The following is a 19,166-nucleotide window of genomic DNA, read 5'->3' on the forward strand; positions in this document are numbered from 1 at the left end:
CTCCTCAGCGGAACATGCCGGCGGTGGATTGCAGCATCTGGTCCGCGGCGCTGATGACCTTAGCGTTCATCTCATAGGCGCGCTGCGCGGCGATCAGGTCCGAGATTTCGGTGACGACTTCGACATTGGCCATTTCGAGGTTGCGCTGCTGCATGTCGCCGAAGCCGTCGGCATTGGCGACGCCGTCCTGCGGTGGGCCGGAGGCCGGTGTTTCGGTGAACAGGTTGTCACCGATCGAATTGAGGCCGGCCTTGTTGATGAAGCGGGTGAGGCTGATCTGGCCGAGAACGGTCGGGGTCGTCGAGCCCGGTACGATGACCGAGACCTGGCCCTGCGCATTGATCGAGAGTTGCGACGACGCCTGGGGAATCGAGATCGTTGGCTGCAGCAGGTTGCCCTGTGGGTTGACGATGCGGCCCTGCTGGTCAGTGGAAAACGTACCATCGCGGGTATAGGCGAAGGTGCCATCGGTGAGCTGGATCTTGAAGAAGCCTTCGCCGCGGACGGCGATATCCAGATCGCCGCCGGTTGCCGACAGCGTGCCCTGGGTCATCATGCGCGGAGTGCCGACGGTCTTCACACCGCCGCCGATATCGACGCCGACCGGAATGACCGTGCCCTGATCCGATGCTTGCGCACCGACGCGGCGAACGTGATCGTAGATGAGGTCCTGGAATGCGGCACGCTGCTTCTTGAAGCCGGTCGTGCGCATGTTGGCGATATTGTTCGAGATGACCTGGACGTTGAGTTCCTGGGCCGCCATCCCGGTCGCTGCAGTGTAAAGAGCGCGCATGGGTCAGATTCCTTAAGCCGGAACGTCGGCAAGTTTTTCGATGGCGGAGCGCCGCGCGTCGCCTTGCGACTGCAGCATGTTGGACAGCTCGGTATAGGCGCGGGTGACGTCGATCATCCGGGTCATTTCGACGACCGAGCTGACGTTCGACTTTTCGATGAAGCCCTGATTGAGCTTCGATGTGGTGGACGGCTGCGGATTGGCGCCGGGGCCGGCCGAGAACAGGTTGGAGCCTTCCTTCACCAGCCGCTGGGGCTGCGCGAAGTTGACCATGCGAATCTTGCCGCGCACGGAGTCGATGCGGTTGATGCCTTCGAGCACCGTGACCGTGCCGTCCTGCGAGATGTTGATGTCGTGGTCGGTCTGCTGGAACACGATCGGGCCATTGGCACCGAGCACCGGTGCGCCCGACGCTGTCACGAGCTGGCCCTGCGAATTGATCTGCATGCCGCCGTCGCGGGTGTAGCGCTCGCCGTTCGGGGTCTGCACCGCGAGGAAGGCGTTGCCGTCGATGGCGACATCCAGCGGATTCTTGGTCTGCTCGGTCGCGCCGCCGGTGAAATCATGCATCGTGGCGCGGTCCTGCACGAAGGAGACGCGGCGGTCGCGGCCGACGAAGTTGTCTTCGCGGGCGGCCGGGCTCAGATATTCCTCGAAAATCGTCCGCTCGGCCTTGAAGCCGCTCGTGTTGATATTCGCAATGTTGTTCGCCACGACGTCCATCTGACGCCGAAGCGTCATCTGCCGCGACAGTCCGACGAGAAGCATATTCTCCATCGGTGGTTCTCCCCTAAGTTCGCGCGGGTCGCTCTCCCAAGCTCGCCGCGGATCCCGTAAACCGCACAGCTCTCCCAAGCCGCGGTTCGCAGACTACTTAGCGAAAGCCGTGCCAAGTCAAAAAGCTGATAGTTTTCAATTTGTTGGTAGTTCTAGGGGCGTGAAAACGGGCGGCAGAAAGGTCTTGTTGACCATATTTGCCGGCAGAATTTTCCTAGTTGAGCGTTAAAAGAAAGATTCCGTTAACCATTGCGACCTAGCGTCACGATCACACAGGGCCTTGGGCGCTGGCAGCATTTTGTATCGCGTCTTTATTGCCTGCTTTGCAGCATCGAGCTCATCCCAACCCCGGACGGGCAGGCGATGGCGGATACGGAAACTTCAGAAAGCACCCCGACTGGGGACGAGGCGGCAGCTCCCAAGAGCAAATTCAAGCTGATCGCAATCGTCGCGGGCGTGCTGGTGCTTGCAGCGGGCGGTGGCGGCTGGTTCTTCCTGAAGGGACACCCCAAGGAAGAGAAGAAAGAGGCGGCGCCGGCTGCGAAGCCGCTCGCCTTCATCGATGTGCCGGAGATTCTGGTGAACCTTGCCGGTCAGCCGGGCGAGCGCGTGCAATATCTCAAGGCCAAGATCGTGCTCGAGGTGAAGGAAGCGCCGCTGGTGGCGCAGATCACGCCGTCGATGCCGCGCATCACTGACATGTTCCAGGTTTACCTGCGCGAACTGCGCACCACCGATCTGAACGGCTCCGTTGGCATGTTCCGGCTGAAGGAAGAGCTGACGCGGCGCGTCAATGCCGCGATCTCTCCTCATCACGTGAACGCTGTGCTGTTCAAGGAAATCCTCATTCAGTGAGGAATTGGATTTAGGCTGATGTCTACCGAACAGGTCGATCAGGACGCAATTGCCGCCGAATGGGAAGCTTCTCTGGATTCAGAGGATCCCGTTGAGGCGGCGAAAGCGGCTGCCGAAAACGAACTCACCGGCACCATGGCGGAGCAATGGGCCGCCATGGTCGAGGACGGTGGTCGCGATATCGGCGGCGGCAAAAACGGCGGCGAGCGCGTTCTCTCGCAGGAAGAAATCGACAACCTCCTCGGCTTCAGCGTCAACGAGGTCCATCTCGACGAAAATTCCGGCATTCGCGCCATCATCGATTCCTCGATGGTGTCGTATGAGCGTCTGCCGATGCTCGAGATCGTGTTCGACCGTCTGGTGCGGTTGATGACCACGAGCCTGCGCAATTTCACCTCCGACAACGTCGAAGTCTCGCTCGATCGCATCACTTCGGTGCGTTTCGGCGACTATATGAACTCTATTCCGCTGCCAGCCGTGCTGTGCGTGTTCAAGGCAGAGGAGTGGGAGAATTTTGGCCTCGCCACCGTCGATTCCAGCCTGATCTATTCGATGATCGACGTGCTGCTCGGCGGCCGCCGTGGTCAGGCCTCGCTGCGCATCGAGGGCCGTCCCTATACCACCATCGAAACCAATCTGGTGAAGCGGCTTATCGAAGTCGTCCTGGCGGATGCCGAGCAGGCGTTCCGGCCGCTGTCGCCCGTCGCCTTCACCATCGACCGGCTGGAGACCAATCCGCGCTTCGCCGCCATCAGCCGTCCAGCCAATGCCGCCATCCTGGTGCGCCTGCATATCGACATGGAAGACCGCGGCGGCAATATCGAATTGCTGCTGCCCTATGCGACGATCGAACCGATCCGCGCCGTGCTCATGCAGATGTTCATGGGCGAAAAATTCGGCCGTGATCCGATCTGGGAAAGCCATCTCGCCACTGAAATTGCTCAGGCCGAGATCGCCGTCGACGCCGTGCTGTATGAGGCGGAGATCCCGTTGAAGCAGCTGATGCTTCTCAAAGTGGGCGATACGCTGCCGCTGGAAATGCGGGCGGATGCCCTTGTTGCCGTGCGTTGCGGAGCTGTGACCTTGACTGAAGGTCGCATGGGCCGTGTCGGCGACCGCGTTGCCATTCGAGTCACGAAACAATTGCGCAAGCCTAACACAACCTTCGCCATGTTTGAGAAGGCTGATGAGCAAACTAAATTGATGGAGGCACAATGAGTCATTCATTAGGAATTGTGATCGAGAGCCTGGTTGCGGTGCTTCTGATCCTGACCATCGCCTATTGCATGTTGCTCAATAAGCGCCTGAAGCGCCTCAAGGCGGACGAGCAATCGTTGAAGGCCACGATCGGCGAGCTCATCACCGTGACCGAGATCGCCGAGCGTGCGATCGGCGGACTCAAGCTTACCGTGCGCGACGTCAATGAGAATCTCGGCAGCCAGATTTCGGCAGCAACGGCGCTGGCCGATCAACTGAAAGCGCAGCTCGCCGAGAGCGACGCCGTCGTGCGCCGGCTGTCGAAGATCGCGGTGGCGGCACGGCCGCTCACCGAAACCGACCCTGATGCGCCGCGGGTGTCCGCAGCGCGGGCCAATGCCGCGGCAGCGCAGGCGTTTGCCGAGCGGAGGAGGCCTGACGGTATCGCTGCATGAAAGCTTTTCGGGACGTTCGTATTCTTCCTGTCGTCTTGGTGGCGGTTTTCGGGCTGGCGATTCTCAAGATCGCCGGCCTGGTGATCGATGGCGGCTACGTATTCAACTACGATCCGCAGCCTCAGCCTACGAAAGGATCGTGGGCGCAGGAGATGTTCAACTTCCCGGGCGGCAAGCCAGCGGACGGCGACATTACCGGCTCGGTGTCAGCCAAGAAGGAAGAGCCGAAGCCCGCGGTAGCAGCGCCTGCAGCGATCGAACCGACCAGCAACCCGCCTGTCGAACTGTCTCCTCAAATCTCGCCTGCTGAACGCGCGATCCTCGAACGGCTGCAAGCGCGCCGTCAGGAGCTGGAAGCGCGTGCACGCGAGATCGATATTCGCGAGAGCCTGCTGAAGGCTGCCGAGAAGCGCATCGAAACCCGCGTCGATGAATTGAAGGGCGTCGAAGCCGGTATCAAGACGGCGAACGACCAGAAGAGCGAAGTCGATGCCGCGCGCTTCAAGGGCATCGTTACCATGTATGAAAGCATGAAGCCGAAGGACGCCGCGAAGATCTTCGACCGGCTGGAAATGCCGGTGCTGTTCGAGATCGCCTCGCAGATCGCGCCTCGGAAGATGTCCGACATTCTCGGTCTGATGCAGCCGGAGGCCGCTGAACGCCTCACCGTTGAACTGGCGCGCCGCGCCTCGGGCGGCGAACGATCTGCCGCTGCGGTCGAACTGCCCAAGATCGAAGGCAGGCCGATCCAGCAGGGCCGGAATTAAAGAAATTAATTAACAAATCCTTAGAGCGCGGAATCTAGATTCGACACAGGGCGAACGACTGGTCGTCCTTCGAGCATCGGGCTGAGAGACATTTCTGAATGGCACGGACGGCTGCCGTTGCATGTTGGACGCAAGCTCGCGCATGGACGCGGGCCGTTCGACGTTGTGCCGTCGTCGCGGGCATTGTCTGTCTTGCGCTGTCGTTCCCGGATGCCGCATCTGCGCAAGTGGTGAGGGGTACCGCCAGCATGGGCACGTCGGGCGGCTATGGCCGCATTGTGCTCAAGCTCGCCGAGGACGTGGAGTCCGAGGTGACGCAAGCCGGTACCATTCTCGTCATTCGCTTCAAGCGGCCGGTCGATATTCCCGTCGAGATTCTCGGCGACGCCGCGCCCGATTATATCGGCTCCGCACGCCGCGATCCCGATGGCACGGCGATCCGTCTCGCTTTGTCACGCAGGGTGACCGTCAATTCGATGACGGCGGGCGAGCGCATTTTCATCGATCTGTTGCCCGACACCTGGAAGGGCATGCCGCCCGGTTTGCCGCAGGATGTGGTCAAGGAATTGTCGGAGCGCGCGCGCGCGGCAGAGCGCGCCTTGCGCCAGCAACGCGCTGCCGCGGAAAGCCAGAAGAAGCCGCCGATCCGTGTGCGGGCATCCGTACAGCCGACCTTCGTGCGGTTCGTGTTCGAGACCGGCGGCGTCGGTGTGTCGTCGGTGCTGAACGAGAAGACGCTGACGCTGACCTTCAATGCCGGTCTGGTGTTCGATCTCGCCGATGCCAAACTGTCCGCGCCCGCCAATGTCGCATCGATCGGTCAGGCGATGGACGGCAACCGGACCGCCGTCGAGATCGGCTTGATCGGCGACGTCGATGTGAAGTCGTTCCGCGAGGACAAGAGCTACGTCGTCGACATCGGCTTCCAGCAGAACGAAAAGCCGTCGCCGCTGGCCAAGCTGCCGGTGGCCGCTCCTGTGGACGAGAAACCGCCGGTTGCGGCGAAGCCTCCTGAGGTCGAAAAGCCCGCCAGTGTCCCGGCACAGCGCTCCGGCGAGATCGTGCCGCCGACCTCCGAAGTGATCGCGAAAGAGATCGTTCCGGAGAAGAAAGTCGAGGTTGCGACGGCTGCACCGGCAGCGCTCGTCGCGGCAGCGAAGCCGGAAGAGCCAAAGCCCGAGGCGGCCAAGGTCGCTGAATCAGCCAAGCCTGCGCCGGTAGCTGAGCCTGTTGTCGTCGTTCCTGCGAAAGAAACACCGCCGCCTGCGCCTGTCGTTGCGGCGGCCCCTGTTGCTGCACCCGTTGCTGCTGCGCCGACCGAACCGGCGGGCATGCCGGTTGAGGTCAAGCGCAGCAGCGACGGCGTGCGCATAGCCTTTGCCTTTCCATCGCCAACGCCGGTTGCCCTGTTTCGCCGCGGCGATATCCTGTGGCTGGTGGCAGATTCGACGCGGCCCATCGACACCGCGCCGATCCGCCGCGATAGCGGATCGATCATTGCCGATGTCAGCACGATCCCGCTGGAGAAGGGGCAGGCGATCCGCATCCGCCTCAATCGCCCGCAATTGGCCTCTCTCACGACCGACGATCCCGCCGGCGCAGGACAGGCCTGGTCGCTGATGCTCGCCGACACCCGGCAGACGCCGTCGCAGCCGTTGTCCGCCGTACGCAATATTGCCGATCCCTCGCGCGCCAGCGTGCAGGTGCCATTGGCCAAGCCCGGTCTCAAGCATCGCCTGGTCGATCCGGATGCCGGCGATACGCTCAACATCATCACCGCGTTGCCGCCGTCGCGCGGTTTTATCCGCCGCCAGGACTTTGTCGAATTCTCGTTGCTGGAATCGATTCACGGCGTGGTGGTTCAGGTGAACTCCGACGACGTGTCCGTTGAAGCCAGTATCGACAAGGTGATGCTCACCAAGCCCGGCGGCCTGACGCTGTCGGCAGCCGATGCAGCGCCGCAGCGCGCCTCGACGGTCGCCCGGCCGATCTTCGATGTCGGCCAGTGGCGCAAGGATCAGGAAGGCCCATTCAACGCACGCTTCGACGAGTTGATCGACGCGATGTCATCAGCCGAAGCTAGCTCGCTGCCGCAGGCACGAATGGATCTGGCCAAATTCTACATGGCGCGCGGCATGTATCACGAGGCCAAGGGCGTCGCCGATCTCGCGATCGCGGACACCAAGGTCGGCGAGGAAAGCCCTGTCGCGCTGATCGTTCATGCGGTGGCCAGCGCGATGATGGGGCGTCCCGAACAAACCCTGAAGGATATCGCCAATCCGGTGCTCGGGCCGGGTTACGATGGTGAATTGTGGAAGGCGCTCGCCTACGCCAAGCAGGAAAAATGGGTCGAGGCGCGCGAGCGTTTCAAGAATGCCGAGTTCACGCTCGCCGCGCTGCCGGCCGATCTGCAGCGCGCGGCCTTGATGCTGGCGCTGCGGGCCTCGCTCGAGGTCAAGGACTATGCCGGCGCGTCGTCGCGCGGCAGTGAGCTCGAAACGGTCGGCATCTCGCCGGAGATCAAGCCCGCGGCCATGCTGCTCAGCGGCTGGCTCGATGAGGCGCTCGGCCGGGAGAAGGACGCGCTGTCGAAGTATCAGGACGTCACCGGTTCGGTGGATCGTCAATCCGCAGCGGAAGCCAAGCTGCGTGAAGTCAATTTGCGCCAGAAGCGCAACGAGATCAGCAGCGAGGACGCGCTGCATGATCTAGAAGTGCTGGCGGTGACATGGCGCGGCGACGGCACGGAAGTGCAGGTGCTGCAGATCCTGTCGCGCATGTATGCCGAACTCGGCCGCTACAATGACTCGCTGCTGGCCGCCCGTACGGCCACCGAACGCCAGGCCAACAGCGAAGCCGCGCGCCAGGTGCAGGACGAGGCGCAAGCGCTGTTCTCGCAGATTTATCTGTCGCCAAAGGGCGACAGCCTGCCGCCGGTCGATGCGCTGGCGATGTTCTACGAGTTTCGCGAGCTGACCCCGATCGGCCGCCGCGGTGACGAGATGATCCGCCGTCTCGCAGATCGTCTCGTAGCCGTCGATCTGCTCGATCAGGCCGCCGAGCTATTGCAGTATCAGGTCGATCACCGTCTCGAAGGCGCTGCGCGCTCGCAGGTCGCTGCACGTCTGGCGATGGTCTATCTGATGAGCCGCAAGCCCGACCGCGCCATCGCCGCGCTGCGGACCACGCGGATCGCCGATCTCAATGGCGAGCTACGTCAGCAGCGGCTGCTGCTCGAGGCGCGGGCGCAGAGTGACATCGGCCGCCGTGAACTGGCGCTCGACATCATCTCTCATGTCAGCGGACGCGAAGCGATCCGGCTCCGCTCGGACATTTACTGGTCGTCGCGGCGCTGGCGCGAGGCCTCCGAACAGATCGAACTCTATTACGGCGACCGCTGGCGGGATTTCTCGCCGCTGACGCCAAGCGAAAAGAGCGACATCATCCGTGCTGTCGTGGGTTATGCGCTGGCGGAAGATGCCCTCGGCCTCGCGCGCTTCCGCGAAAAGTATGCGCCGCTGATGAATGTCGGTGCCGACAAGATCACCTTCGACACCGCGAGCAAGCCGACCTCGACCAACTCGTCGGAATTCGCCGCCATTGCCAAGATGGCCGCGTCCGTCGATACGCTCGACGGCTTCCTGCGCGAGATGAAGACGCGCTTCCCCGAAAGCAGCGCCAAAGCGATCCTGCCCGGTGCCAGCGCCGATCCGATGCCGACCGGCTCGCTGAAGCCGCAGCCTGTGGTCAATGTCCGCAAGATCGAGATGACGCGGTAGGCGAGAGCCTCGCTACTGCCCGTAACTTTGCACCAGACTGCCCGCGACCAGCGACCAGCCATCCACCAGCACGAAGAAGATCAGCTTGAACGGCAGTGACACCACCGCCGGTGGCAGCATCATCATGCCCATCGCCATCAAGACCGAGGCGACAACGAGGTCGATGATCAGGAATGGCAGGAACAGCAGGAAGCCGATTTCGAAGGCACGCTTCAGCTCCGAGATCATGAAGGCCGGCACGAGTATCCGCAGCGACATGTCCTCGGGTGTTGCCGGCACCGGTTCACCCGACAGGTCCATGAACAGCTTGAGATCCTTCTCGCGCACATTCTTCTGCATGAAGCCGCGCAGCGGAATGGATGCACGCACCAAAGCTTGTTCGACGGTGATGTCGTTGGAGATCAGCGGCTTGATACCGTCATCATAGGAACGTTGCAGCACCGGCCCCATCACGAAAGCCGTGAGGAACATCGCCAGCGCGATGATCACTGAATTCGGCGGAGCCGTCGCTGTACCCAATGCGGTGCGCAGCAGCGACAGCACGACCACGATGCGTGTGAACGACGTCATCATGATCAGGATCGACGGTGCGATCGACAGTACCGTCAACAACGCGATCATCTGCACGGCACGTTCGGTGACGCCGCCGCCACCGCCGCCGAGATTGATGCTGATGTCCTGCGCCATCGCGGGACCTGTGAGGGTCCCGGCGGCGATCAGAACTGAAAGGAAAAATACTCTACGCGGGAGGTTCGCCGAACTCACGAACTAGACTTCGGCCGTCCCAGCAGGGAGGCCATCTCGTCTTCGAGATTTTCAAAACCCGATTTGACCGGCGGGACGACCGGTGGCGCCTCCGCACGGGCAGGGCTGGCGATCGAGACTTCCGGCGACCGCGAAGCCGGACGGATGGATGGTGCCTCAGGCGCCACCGACGGAGCGCCGACCCGGGGCTCAGGCGCATCCTGCCGAGCTTCGCCGGCAGGGCGGCGCAAGGCTGCTTCGAGGCGCTGCGCCATATCGGCGAGGTTCTGATCGGCAGACGACACGGGGGCTGCCGGAGCGGGCGTAGGGGCTGGCGTCGGTGCGGGTGGCGCGACGATCGGGGCGGGCGCCGGGGCAGCAACAACCGGAGCGGGCGGTGTCGGTGCTGCTGCGACGGGACGGTCCGGCGTGCGAGGCTGCGGCGTGGTGCGGATCGGCGGATCGGCACGCATCGGGCGCGGCATCATTGGCTCGCTACGTGGCATCTCGGCACGTGGCATTTCACTTCGCGGAATCGGCCGCTGCGGGAAAAGGTCGTTGCGTGGCGCTGGTTCGGGGCGCGGCGCAGGTTCCGGCGCGAGGCTGGCGACCGGATCGGGACGACGCTCCGGCAAAGGCGCGGCCGGGCGGCGTGGCTCTTCGATAAAGGAGGGGCGCGCGGGACGCGGCGCCGGCTCCGGCACATGCGGTTCGGAATCGAAGCCGGACTCGTTGCTCTCTGCCCAGCTCGGAGCTTCAGGCAGCGACGGACCTCGGCTTGCCACATCGGCGGCGAGGCCACCGCGCTGCGGGGCCTGCTCGCGGCCGGGCATGGCGCGGACGATATTGGGCTCGACGACGATGTCCGACGGGCCACCGATCATCAGCAGGTGTTCGACATTGTCGCGGCGGACCAGCACCAGGCGCCGGCGGCCGTCCACGGCGGCGGCGTCGATCACCGCGAGTCGCGGCAAGCGCCCGCGGCTGGTGTTGTTGCCCAGCCGGTTGCCAGCGAATCGGCGCACCAGCCAGGCGGTAAGCCCGATCAGCGCCAGCACGACAACGAAGGCCAAGATAAATTGCACCGATGATTGCATCATAAAGTCCCCAGCCAGACAGGGTGGCTGCAACGTCCACGTCCAGAGCCGGAGGTGTCATACCCCCGCACGCCCCGCACGCAGCGTGAATCACGCCCCATCTGTTAACGCCCCACGGCAGAACCTGCCGTTGGTTAATAATAAACTATGAATCGCTGCAGCCAAAACGACTTCTGCCGCCCCGTCGTATGGCCGATGGGGATGGTTAATCGGCCAATTCAGGCGAAAAAGCGTTGGCATGTGCGAAAAATGTCAATTTTGCAGCATTCATTTACGGTTCGGTAACAAGTACCACCGGAAATTAACCTCGTATTAACCATGCAGGCGGCAAATTCTGCCTAGCTCAGGACACTCCGTCCGGGCAGGGCGGAGAAGGCCGATGGCGATCAGCGACATGCCGATGTTGTCGGCGCTGCGCACCAAGATGCAGTGGCATCAGGAGCGCCAGCGTGTGCTGGCCGAAAATATCTCCAATTCGGACACTCCGAACTTCCGCCCCCGCGATCTCGTGGAACCGAAATTCGACAAGGTCGGGAACACGTCCGTCACTGCGGGCGGCATGGGCTCGCTGCCGATGATGCGCGCCTCCGGCACCAATATCCTGCCGACCGGGGGCTCGGCCTCCTTCAACCAGAACAGCCGGGTCGGCTACGAGACCCGGCCCGCCGGCAATGCCGTCAATCTGGAAGACGAGATGCTCAAGGTCTCGGCCAACCAGATGGACTATGCAGCCGCGACCTCGCTCTACACCCGCAGCCTCGGTCTGTTGAAGACCGCTATCGGCAAGCGCTGACGCCGCCGCGCGCATTAAAGGGAGTTCATCATGGCAGACGATATCAGCGACTTCTCGCGCTCCATGGGCATCGCGACCTCCGGTCTGCGCGCCCAGGCGGGCCGCATGCGGGTGATTTCGGAGAACATCGCGAACGCGCAGTCCACAGCGCAGACTTCGGGCGGTGATCCCTATCGCCGCAAGGTGCCGACCTTCAAATCCGAGCTGGACCGCTCGCTGGATGCCCGCATCGTCGGCCTCGGCCGCATCAGGCCGGATCAATCTGCATTTCCCACGCGCTACGAGCCCGGCAATCCCGCGGCGGATGCCGCCGGCAACGTCAAATACCCCAACGTGAACTCGCTGGTGGAAATGACGGACATGAAGGAAGCGCAGCGCTCCTACGAAGCGAATCTCAACATCATCAGCGCCACGCGCCGGATGATCCAACGTACGCTCGACATCCTCAAGGCCTGAACAGGACAGCTGAACCATGGCAACTCCCTCTGTCGCCGCCAATGCTTACTCGGCTCTCTCGCGCATCATGGACGCCGGTGGTGGCGTCGGTGGCGGTCTCAACAAAGCGGCGGACGCCGGTGGCGGTCAGTCGTTCGGCGCGGTCCTCAAGGACGCGCTTGGTAGCGTGCTCGATTCCGGCCGCAAGTCGGATGCGCAGACCATCGCAATGGCCAACGGCAAGGCCAATGTGATGGACGTGGTCACGGCAGTTGCGGAAACCGACGTCGCCGTGTCGACGCTGGTCTCGGTGCGCGATCGCGTCATCCAGTCCTACGAAGACATCATGAAGATGCCAATCTGATCCTCCTCACCACGAACGCCGCGTAACACAAGGATTACTGCAATGACCGGCCCCGAAACTCTCGACGTTGCCCGTGACGCGATTTGGACGATTGTGATCGTGTCCGGCCCGCTGATGGTTGTGGGCCTCCTGGTCGGCGTCGTGGTGTCGCTGGTGCAGGCGCTGACCCAGATCCAGGAACAGTCGCTGGTCTTCGTGCCGAAGATTCTCGCGGTCTTTGCCACCATGATGCTGACGCTCCCGTTCATGGGGGACGCATTGTCGAGTTACATGTTGCGGATATCGTCGCGAATCATCGGGGGGTGATGCACAATCCCGTATGCGCATCGATGTCTCGCTTCTGCCCGCTCTCGCCGCTGCCTTCATGCTGGCCTTCGCCCGCATCGGTACGATGGTGATGTTGATGCCGGGCTTTGGCGAAACCAACATTCCCGCACGGGCCAAGCTGTCCATTGCATTGGGACTGACCCTTCTCATGCTGCCGGCGCATCGCGGCGCCTATAACGTCGATATGGGATCGATCGTGCCGATGCTGGTTCTGCTGGTGCATGAGATCATCATCGGCGTCGTGCTCGGCGCCACCGCGCGCGTCACGCTGTCGGCGCTGCAGGTCGCCGGATCAATCATCGCGCAGCAACTCGGTCTCGGCTTCGTCACTTCGGTGGATCCGACGCAGGGTCAGCAGGGCGTGCTGATCGGCAATTTTCTCACGATGCTCGGCATCACGATGCTGTTCGCCACCGATACGCATCACCTTGTGATCGCCGCCATTAATGACAGCTACAAGATTTTCGCGCCCGGCGAGATCATGTCGACGGGCGATGTGGCGAAGCTCGCGACCAATGCCTTCGCGGCGGCGTTCAAGATCGGCACGCAGCTTGCTGCGCCTTTCCTTGTGTTCGGCCTGGTCTTCAACATGGGGCTTGGCGTGCTGGCACGGCTGATGCCGCAGATGCAGGTCTATTTCGTCGGTGTACCGCTTTCGATCATGATCGGATTCCTAATCTTCGCCGTCGTGCTCGCGACCATGATGGGGACCTACCTCGAATACGTCACCGGCGTCATGCAACAAATGATGCCGCGGATATAGGGGCGCGCGGATGGCCGACGACGATTCCGAGAAGACACATGACCCCACGCAAAAAAAGCTCGACGATGCTCACGAACGCGGTGACGTAGCCAAAAGCCAGGAGGTCAATACCTGGTTCCTGCTGGCGGGCGCGACGCTGGTCTTGTCGACCTTCAACGGCTCCGTTGGCGGCGGGCTGCAAACGCCGCTTAAAAATCTTCTGCAAAATTCCTGGATGATACGGACCGACGGGCCCGGACTATTGCTTCTGGCCAAGAGCCTCTGCATGTCCATCCTGTCCACCATGGGCATGCCGATCCTGTTTCTCGTGATCGCCGCGCTTGCGGGCAATCTGATCCAGCACCGGCTGGTGTTCTCCACCGAAGGTCTGGTGCCCAAGTTCAGCAAGCTGTCGCCGATGGAAGGCGCCAAGCGTGTCTTCGGCAAGCAGGCGCTGGCCAATTTCCTGAAGGGCCTGTTCAAGCTCGTCTTGCTCGGCGCCGTGATGTGCGCGGTGCTGTGGCCCGAGCGTTTTCGTCTGGATGCACTGATACATATCGATCCGTCGGCGATCCTCGGCATCACCACATCGCTGACACTGCAGCTGATGGGTTCGGTGGTCGCGATGCTCGCCTTTGTCGCCATTGCCGACTTCTTCTTCCAGTACCGCACCTGGTACGAGAAGCTGAAGATGTCGCTGCAGGAAGTGAAGGAAGAATACAAGCAGTCCGAGGGTGACCCCCACATCAAGGGCAAGATCAAGCAACTGCGTCAGCAGAACATGAAGAAGCGCATGATGGCAGCGGTGCCGAAGGCGTCGGTGATCATCACCAACCCGACGCACTACGCCGTAGCGCTGTCCTATGAGCGCGGTATGACCGCGCCGATCTGCGTCGCCAAGGGTGTCGACAACATCGCGCTGAAGATCAGGGAAGTTGCGGGTAAACACGACATTCCGATCGTCGAGAACGTGCCGCTGGCGCGCGCGCTTTACGCCACCGTCGAGATCGACGAGCAAATTCCGGGCGAACACTACCATGCGGTGGCCGAAGTCATTGGCTACGTCATGGGCCTGAAGCGCGGCCTGTCCGGGCGCACGCCATGATTCGGGAAAGCGCCTGGCAAAGGGCCGGGAACGTGTTGCGAATCGGCGGATTGGAAGCGAATAGGCCGACGCGGCGCTTGCGTAAGGCCAGCCGATTGATGCACTCAGGAAGCGCGCAAACCCGCGCTGCCGCAACTGCCAACAGGCGACGAACCGTCCGATGACCGCCGAGACCGACCACGATCGTCAATCGATGACGGCGCAGAATCCGGTTCTGCACGAGCCGGCCCGGCGCAGCGGCAGCATCGTGCTGGTGCTGCTGATTGCCGCTGCGATCATTGCTTGCGCCGTGGCATTCATGACTCTCGGTCGTGCCCAGGCGCAGCCTTATATTCTGGGCCTACTGGCGCTGCTGGCGATGGTCGGCCTGTTCGTGTTGTTCGCCTTTGCCGCCGGTATTGTCCGCTTTGCCGATCGCACCTCCGACGACCCGATTATGCGCACCGTGGCCGATCACGCCTTTGACGGTATTGCGGTCACCGATGCACGGGGCCATGTGGTCTATGCCAATGCTGCCTATCTCACATTGACCGGCGCGGCCTCCGCTCAGGATGCGCGACCGGTCGAGCGCGTCTTCATCGGAAATCCCGATGTCTCCGAAGCCGTCTTCCGCCTGCTCAAGGCTGCCCGCGAGGGCAAGCGCCAGCAGGAGGAAGTCCGTGTCGCAGCGCCCGACGGCAGCCACGGCCGCTGGCTGCGCATGCGCGTGCGTCCACTGGGTGAGGGCAAGCGCGAGGCCAAATCCACGGTGTGGTCGGTGGCCGATATTTCCCGCGATCGGCAACGCCAGGAAGACGTATTCCAGGAATTGCAGCACGCCATCGAATATCTGGATCACGCACCTTGCGGCTTCTTCTCGGTCAATCCAAAGGGCGAGCTGGTTTACGTCAACGCCACCCTGGCAAACTGGCTCGATCACGATCTTGCCGAGATCGGCTCCGGCGGTCTGAAGCTGACCGACATCGTCTCCGGTGACGGCGCCTCGTTGCTGACATCCATTGTGCCGATGCCCGGCGAGGTCAAAACCGAAGTATTCGACATCGACCTGCGCATGCGCAACGGCAAGACCATGCCGGTGCGGCTCTATCACAAGCTCGCTTTCGGCGCCGACGGCGTGCCGGGTGCGTCGCGCACCCTTGTCATTAGCCGCGCCCGCGACGAGCGCTCGGATCCGCAACGCGCCGCCGAAGTGCGCTTCATGCGCTTCTTCGACCATACGCCGATGGCGATTGCGACGGTGGATCGCGACGGCACCGTGGTGCGCGGCAATGCCCGTTTCGCCAAACTGGCGCAGAGCCTCAATACATCGGGCGCCGTCAACAAGTCGATCCTGGCCGCCGTCAGCGACCGCGACCGCAACCAGCTCGTCGCGGCCATCGGTCACGCCGCGCAGGGGCAGGGCGATATCCCGCCGGTGGAAGCGCTGCTGGAAGGTGCCAAGGAGCGCTGGGGACAGTTCTTTGTCACCGCTGTGGAGGAGAACGAACGCGAGACCGAAGCGGCCATCGTCTACATGCTGGAGACCACCGAGCGCCGCACGCTCGAGAACCAGGTCAACCAGGCGCAGAAGATGGACACCATCGGCCAGTTGGCCGGCGGCATCGCGCATGACTTCAACAACGTGCTCTCCGCCATCATGATGGCCAACGACTTCCTGCTGAACGCGCACAAGCCGACCGATCCGTCGTTCCAGGACATCATGCAGATCAAGCAGAACGCGACGCGCGCGGCGACACTGGTGCGCCAGTTGCTCGCATTCTCGCGCCGCCAGACGCTGCGCCCGACGGTGCTCAATCTCGGCGATGCGCTCTCGGATATCGATTTGCTGCTGAAGCGCCTGATCGGCGAGAAGGTCAAACTCGAAGTCGTGCACGGCCGCGATCTGTGGCCGGTGAAGGTCGACATTTCGCAATTTGAACAGGTGATCGTGAATCTCGCAGTCAATGCGCGCGACGCGATGCCGGACGGCGGCGCGTTGACTGTGCGCACCGTCAACGTCTCGGCCGAGGAAGCCGGGCGACTGTCCTATAAGGGCATGCCGCCATCGGACTATGTGCGTATCGATGTCAGCGATACCGGCACCGGCATTCCCGCCGATATCGTCGAGAAAATCTTCGAGCCGTTCTTCTCCACCAAGGATGTCGGCAAGGGCACGGGCCTCGGCCTCTCCACGGTCTACGGCATCGTCAAGCAGACCGGCGGTTTCGTTTATGTCGACTCCGATCCGGGCAAAGGCACCACGTTCCGCATCTTCCTGCCGCGCCATCATCAGGAAAAGGAAGTTGCTCCCGACCCGGCGATCGCGGCCGCCGTCGCCGCCAAGGAAGCCGCTGCCGACGCCAAGCCGCGCGCGGATCTGACCGGGCAGGGCACCATCCTGCTGGTCGAAGATGAAGAAGGCCTGCGCGCGCTGAACGCCCGCGGTTTGCGCTCGCGCGGTTATACGGTGGTCGAAGCCGGCAACGGCGTCGAAGCGATGGAGCTGTTCGACGAGCAGAACGGCGCCATCGATCTCGTGGTCTCCGACGTGGTGATGCCGGAGATGGACGGACCGACGCTGCTGAAGGAGATGCGCGCCCGCAATGCGGATATCCGCATCATCTTCGTGTCAGGTTACGCCGAGGAAGCCTTCGAAAAGAGCCTGCCGGAAAACCAGCAATTCGCCTTCCTGGCCAAGCCGTTCGCCCTGAGCGCGCTGATCGCCAAGGTCAAGGAAACCATGGCACCGAACTAGGGCGCCGCCGTCATAAAACGGCTTGGTTTCAAAAGCGCACCGAACTTCGCAATGCAGCATAAGTATTTGAATGCAAGGCGACTTCTACGCCAAAGGTTCAATGGCGAGCCGCGACCGAGGGCCGCAGCGTTTACCCTCGAACGGTGCTTCCATTTTAGGCTGGGGTAGCCATGTTAGGGGTGTTTTCCCCCTGCCGGGGATTGAGGGAATGACCATGACTTTCACGTTCAGCATGCGCGGCGTCGTCAAGACGATGGCCGTTGTCCTATCGCTGGCGATGCCGCTCACAATTGCAATCTCCTCTGCCGACGCCCGCGTTGGCGGTGGCAGCAGCTCGGGCTCGCGCGGCAATCGCACGTTCTCGGCCCCGCCGAGCACGTCGACAGCGCCTAACGCGGCCCAGCCGTTCAACCGCACCATGCAACAGCCAGGTTCGCCCGGCATGAACAGCGCGACTACGGGCGCAGCCAGCAAGGGCGGTTTCTTCAACCGTCCGGGCATGGGCATGCTCGGTGGCCTTGCTGCCGGCTTCCTCGGCGCAGGCCTGCTCGGCATGCTGTTCGGCGGCGGTCTGTTCAGCGGCCTCGGCGGCATCTCGTCGATCATCGGCTTGTTGCTGCAGGTCGGCCTGATCATCATCGTTGTCCGCCTCGCAATGTCCTGGTGGCAGCGTCGTAACCAGACGGCGTCCGCCTATGCCGGTCCGGCCAGCTCGACCTATACGGGTCCGGGCAATGGTCCCGACCAGAACCAGGCGCACATGAACCAGGCGCAGCAGGGTTATGGCGCACAGCCGACCCAGCGCAGTGGCCTCGGTGGCTTTGGTTTCGGCGGCGGCTCCAATGACAAGCCGATCGAGATCGCGCCGCAGGACTATGAAGCTTTCGAGAAGCTGCTCAGCGACGTGCAGGCCGCCTGGTCGAACGAGGATGTCGAGAAGCTCGGCAAACTGTCGACGCCTGAGATGGTGTCGTACTTCGCCAAGGACCTCGCCGAGAACAAGGCCCGCAACGACATCAACAAGGTGTCGGATGTGAAGCTGCTGCAGGGTGACCTCGCGGAAGCTTGGCGCGAAGGTGACACCGACTATGCGAGCGTCGCGATGCGCTTCTCGCTGGTCGACAAGACGCTGGAGCGTGGCACCAACCGTCTGGTAGCTGGCAGCGAAACGCCGATCGAAGCGACCGAGATCTGGACATTCGTGCGTCCGCGCGGCGCCGATTGGGAACTGTCGGCGATCCAGCAGGCGTAAGCCTTGCGTCATCGAAATCTACCGAGCGCCGCGGATCATTCCGCGGCGCTTTTTTGTTGGCCCTATGCACGTGCATTGCCAGGTGATGATCTCAATATGAGAGCGGGAATAATCCGCCGGATGACGTGTTGGTCAGTTGCGTCCCATCGCGACTGACGTTGCGTGGCTACAAAAACAAATTGGAGGAATCGATGCCCACTATTCTCTCGACCATGACCCGTCTCGGTATCTGTGCCGGTGCTGCTGCCATCTCGCTTGCTGCAGCGTCGCCGTCGTTCGCGCAGGGCGCGGATACCAGTTTCTTCGTCACCAGCAATGGCATCAGCAATGGCGGCAATCTCGGTGGCCTCGCCGGTGCTGACAATCATTGTCAGACGCTGGCGCAGGCTGCGGGTGCGGGCGCCAAGACCTGGCGCGCTTATCTCTCGACGCAGGCCGCCGATGGCAAGCCCGCGATCAATGCCAAGGACCGGATCGGCAACGGCCCATGGAAGAATACCAAGGGCGTTGTCATCGCCAAGGATGTTGCCGATCTGCATGGCGCCAGCAACAATCTCTCCAAGCAGACCTCGCTCAGCGAGAAGGGCGAGGTCATCAATGGCCGCGGCGATACGCCGAATCGCCATGACGTGCTGACCGGCTCGCAAGCCGACGGCACAGCCTTTGCCGCTGGTGAGGATCGCACCTGTAAGAACTGGACGAGCAGCACCCAGGGCGCCGCCATGGTCGGCCATATCGATCGTACGGGGTTGAACGACGAGCCGCCGTCCAAGTCATGGAACACCTCGCATCCGTCGCGTGGTCCCGATGGCGGCTGCTCGCAGAACGACCTGAAGAGCACCGGCGGCGACGGGCTGCTGTACTGCTTCGCCTCGAATTGAGTTCTATTGGTAGACGATCAGCAACACACTCCGCCATGGCCGGGCCTATCCCGGCCATAGTGCGTTTTG

Annotated in this window: 18 protein-coding genes; 14 read left to right on the forward strand and 4 right to left on the reverse strand. The window is 62.5% G+C overall.

The annotated features are described in order from the left end of the window. Positions 1–4: 4 nt before the first annotated feature. Both flgG and flgF read right to left on the reverse strand, forming a co-directional pair. On the reverse strand, positions 5–793 hold the full coding sequence (gene flgG, locus AB8A38_RS28185) for a flagellar basal-body rod protein FlgG (RefSeq protein ID WP_089265180.1): 789 nt from the start codon (positions 791–793) through the stop codon (positions 5–7). 12 nt (positions 794–805) lie between these two features. Next, positions 806–1,570, reverse strand: a complete 765-nt coding sequence (flgF, locus tag AB8A38_RS28190; RefSeq protein ID WP_089265179.1) for a flagellar basal-body rod protein FlgF — start codon at positions 1,568–1,570, stop codon at positions 806–808. Positions 1,571–1,933: 363 nt separating this feature from the next. Between flgF and fliL the strand changes: the two genes are divergently transcribed. From fliL to AB8A38_RS28215, 5 genes are all read left to right on the forward strand, one after another. Then, on the forward strand, positions 1,934–2,425 hold the full coding sequence (gene fliL / locus AB8A38_RS28195; RefSeq protein WP_093756619.1) for a flagellar basal body-associated protein FliL: 492 nt from the start codon (positions 1,934–1,936) through the stop codon (positions 2,423–2,425). Between the two features lie 18 nt (positions 2,426–2,443). After that, positions 2,444–3,643, forward strand: coding sequence for a flagellar motor switch protein FliM (fliM, locus tag AB8A38_RS28200; protein ID WP_410001823.1), 1,200 nt, complete (start codon positions 2,444–2,446; stop codon positions 3,641–3,643). After that, entirely contained in the window at positions 3,640–4,077 is a 438-nt protein-coding gene (locus AB8A38_RS28205; protein WP_089265176.1) for a DUF6468 domain-containing protein, read from the forward strand. The genes fliM and AB8A38_RS28205 overlap by 4 nt, the downstream gene beginning before the upstream one ends. Further along, positions 4,074–4,844: a MotE family protein gene (locus AB8A38_RS28210; protein ID WP_068735654.1), complete on the forward strand. Its 771-nt coding sequence runs from the start codon at positions 4,074–4,076 to the stop codon at positions 4,842–4,844. Before AB8A38_RS28205 ends, AB8A38_RS28210 begins: the two co-directional genes overlap by 4 nt. 98 nt (positions 4,845–4,942) lie before the next feature. Beyond that, complete coding sequence (locus tag AB8A38_RS28215) at positions 4,943–8,623, forward strand: tetratricopeptide repeat protein (protein WP_439088162.1); 3,681 nt, start codon at positions 4,943–4,945, stop codon at positions 8,621–8,623. Positions 8,624–8,635: 12 nt separating this feature from the next. Here AB8A38_RS28215 and fliP read toward each other — a convergent pair whose 3' ends face one another. Then, positions 8,636–9,388, reverse strand: coding sequence for a flagellar type III secretion system pore protein FliP (fliP, locus tag AB8A38_RS28220; protein WP_116662912.1), 753 nt, complete (start codon positions 9,386–9,388; stop codon positions 8,636–8,638). Beyond that, the gene (locus tag AB8A38_RS28225) at positions 9,385–10,467 is read right to left on the reverse strand and encodes a flagellar biosynthetic protein FliO (RefSeq protein ID WP_439088165.1); all 1,083 of its coding nucleotides are present in this window, start codon (positions 10,465–10,467) and stop codon (positions 9,385–9,387) included. Before AB8A38_RS28225 ends, fliP begins: the two co-directional genes overlap by 4 nt. Positions 10,468–10,843: 376 nt before the next feature. Between AB8A38_RS28225 and flgB the strand changes: the two genes are divergently transcribed. The 9 genes from flgB (at position 10,844) to AB8A38_RS28270 (ending at position 19,097) form a co-directional block, all read left to right on the forward strand. Beyond that, positions 10,844–11,257: a flagellar basal body rod protein FlgB gene (gene flgB / locus AB8A38_RS28230; RefSeq protein WP_439088166.1), complete on the forward strand. Its 414-nt coding sequence runs from the start codon at positions 10,844–10,846 to the stop codon at positions 11,255–11,257. Between the two features lie 30 nt (positions 11,258–11,287). Continuing rightward, the gene (gene flgC / locus AB8A38_RS28235; protein ID WP_089265171.1) at positions 11,288–11,713 is read left to right on the forward strand and encodes a flagellar basal body rod protein FlgC; all 426 of its coding nucleotides are present in this window, start codon (positions 11,288–11,290) and stop codon (positions 11,711–11,713) included. A gap of 16 nt (positions 11,714–11,729) precedes the next feature. Continuing rightward, a complete protein-coding gene (gene fliE, locus AB8A38_RS28240; protein ID WP_068735666.1) occupies positions 11,730–12,056 on the forward strand; it encodes a flagellar hook-basal body complex protein FliE in 327 nt (108 codons plus the stop codon). 42 nt (positions 12,057–12,098) lie between these two features. After that, positions 12,099–12,362, forward strand: coding sequence for a flagellar biosynthesis protein FliQ (fliQ, locus tag AB8A38_RS28245; RefSeq protein ID WP_068735669.1), 264 nt, complete (start codon positions 12,099–12,101; stop codon positions 12,360–12,362). Between the two features lie 13 nt (positions 12,363–12,375). After that, positions 12,376–13,146 (forward strand): flagellar biosynthetic protein FliR, encoded by a 771-nt coding sequence (gene fliR, locus AB8A38_RS28250; RefSeq protein ID WP_068735671.1) that lies wholly within the window; start codon positions 12,376–12,378, stop codon positions 13,144–13,146. A 10-nt stretch (positions 13,147–13,156) separates the two neighbouring features. Continuing rightward, positions 13,157–14,230: a flagellar biosynthesis protein FlhB gene (flhB, locus tag AB8A38_RS28255; RefSeq protein ID WP_439088168.1), complete on the forward strand. Its 1,074-nt coding sequence runs from the start codon at positions 13,157–13,159 to the stop codon at positions 14,228–14,230. Between the two features lie 160 nt (positions 14,231–14,390). Further along, positions 14,391–16,964, forward strand: coding sequence for a cell cycle histidine kinase CckA (gene cckA, locus AB8A38_RS28260; RefSeq protein WP_439088170.1), 2,574 nt, complete (start codon positions 14,391–14,393; stop codon positions 16,962–16,964). A 214-nt stretch (positions 16,965–17,178) separates the two neighbouring features. Then, positions 17,179–18,216, forward strand: a complete 1,038-nt coding sequence (locus AB8A38_RS28265) for a Tim44 domain-containing protein (RefSeq protein WP_315844201.1) — start codon at positions 17,179–17,181, stop codon at positions 18,214–18,216. Positions 18,217–18,407: 191 nt separating this feature from the next. Further along, the gene (locus tag AB8A38_RS28270) at positions 18,408–19,097 is read left to right on the forward strand and encodes a lectin (protein ID WP_439088172.1); all 690 of its coding nucleotides are present in this window, start codon (positions 18,408–18,410) and stop codon (positions 19,095–19,097) included. The last annotated feature ends 69 nt before the right edge of the window (positions 19,098–19,166 follow it).

The organism is Tardiphaga sp. 839_C3_N1_4 (assembly GCF_051811045.1).
Lineage (GTDB): Bacteria > Pseudomonadota > Alphaproteobacteria > Rhizobiales > Xanthobacteraceae > Tardiphaga.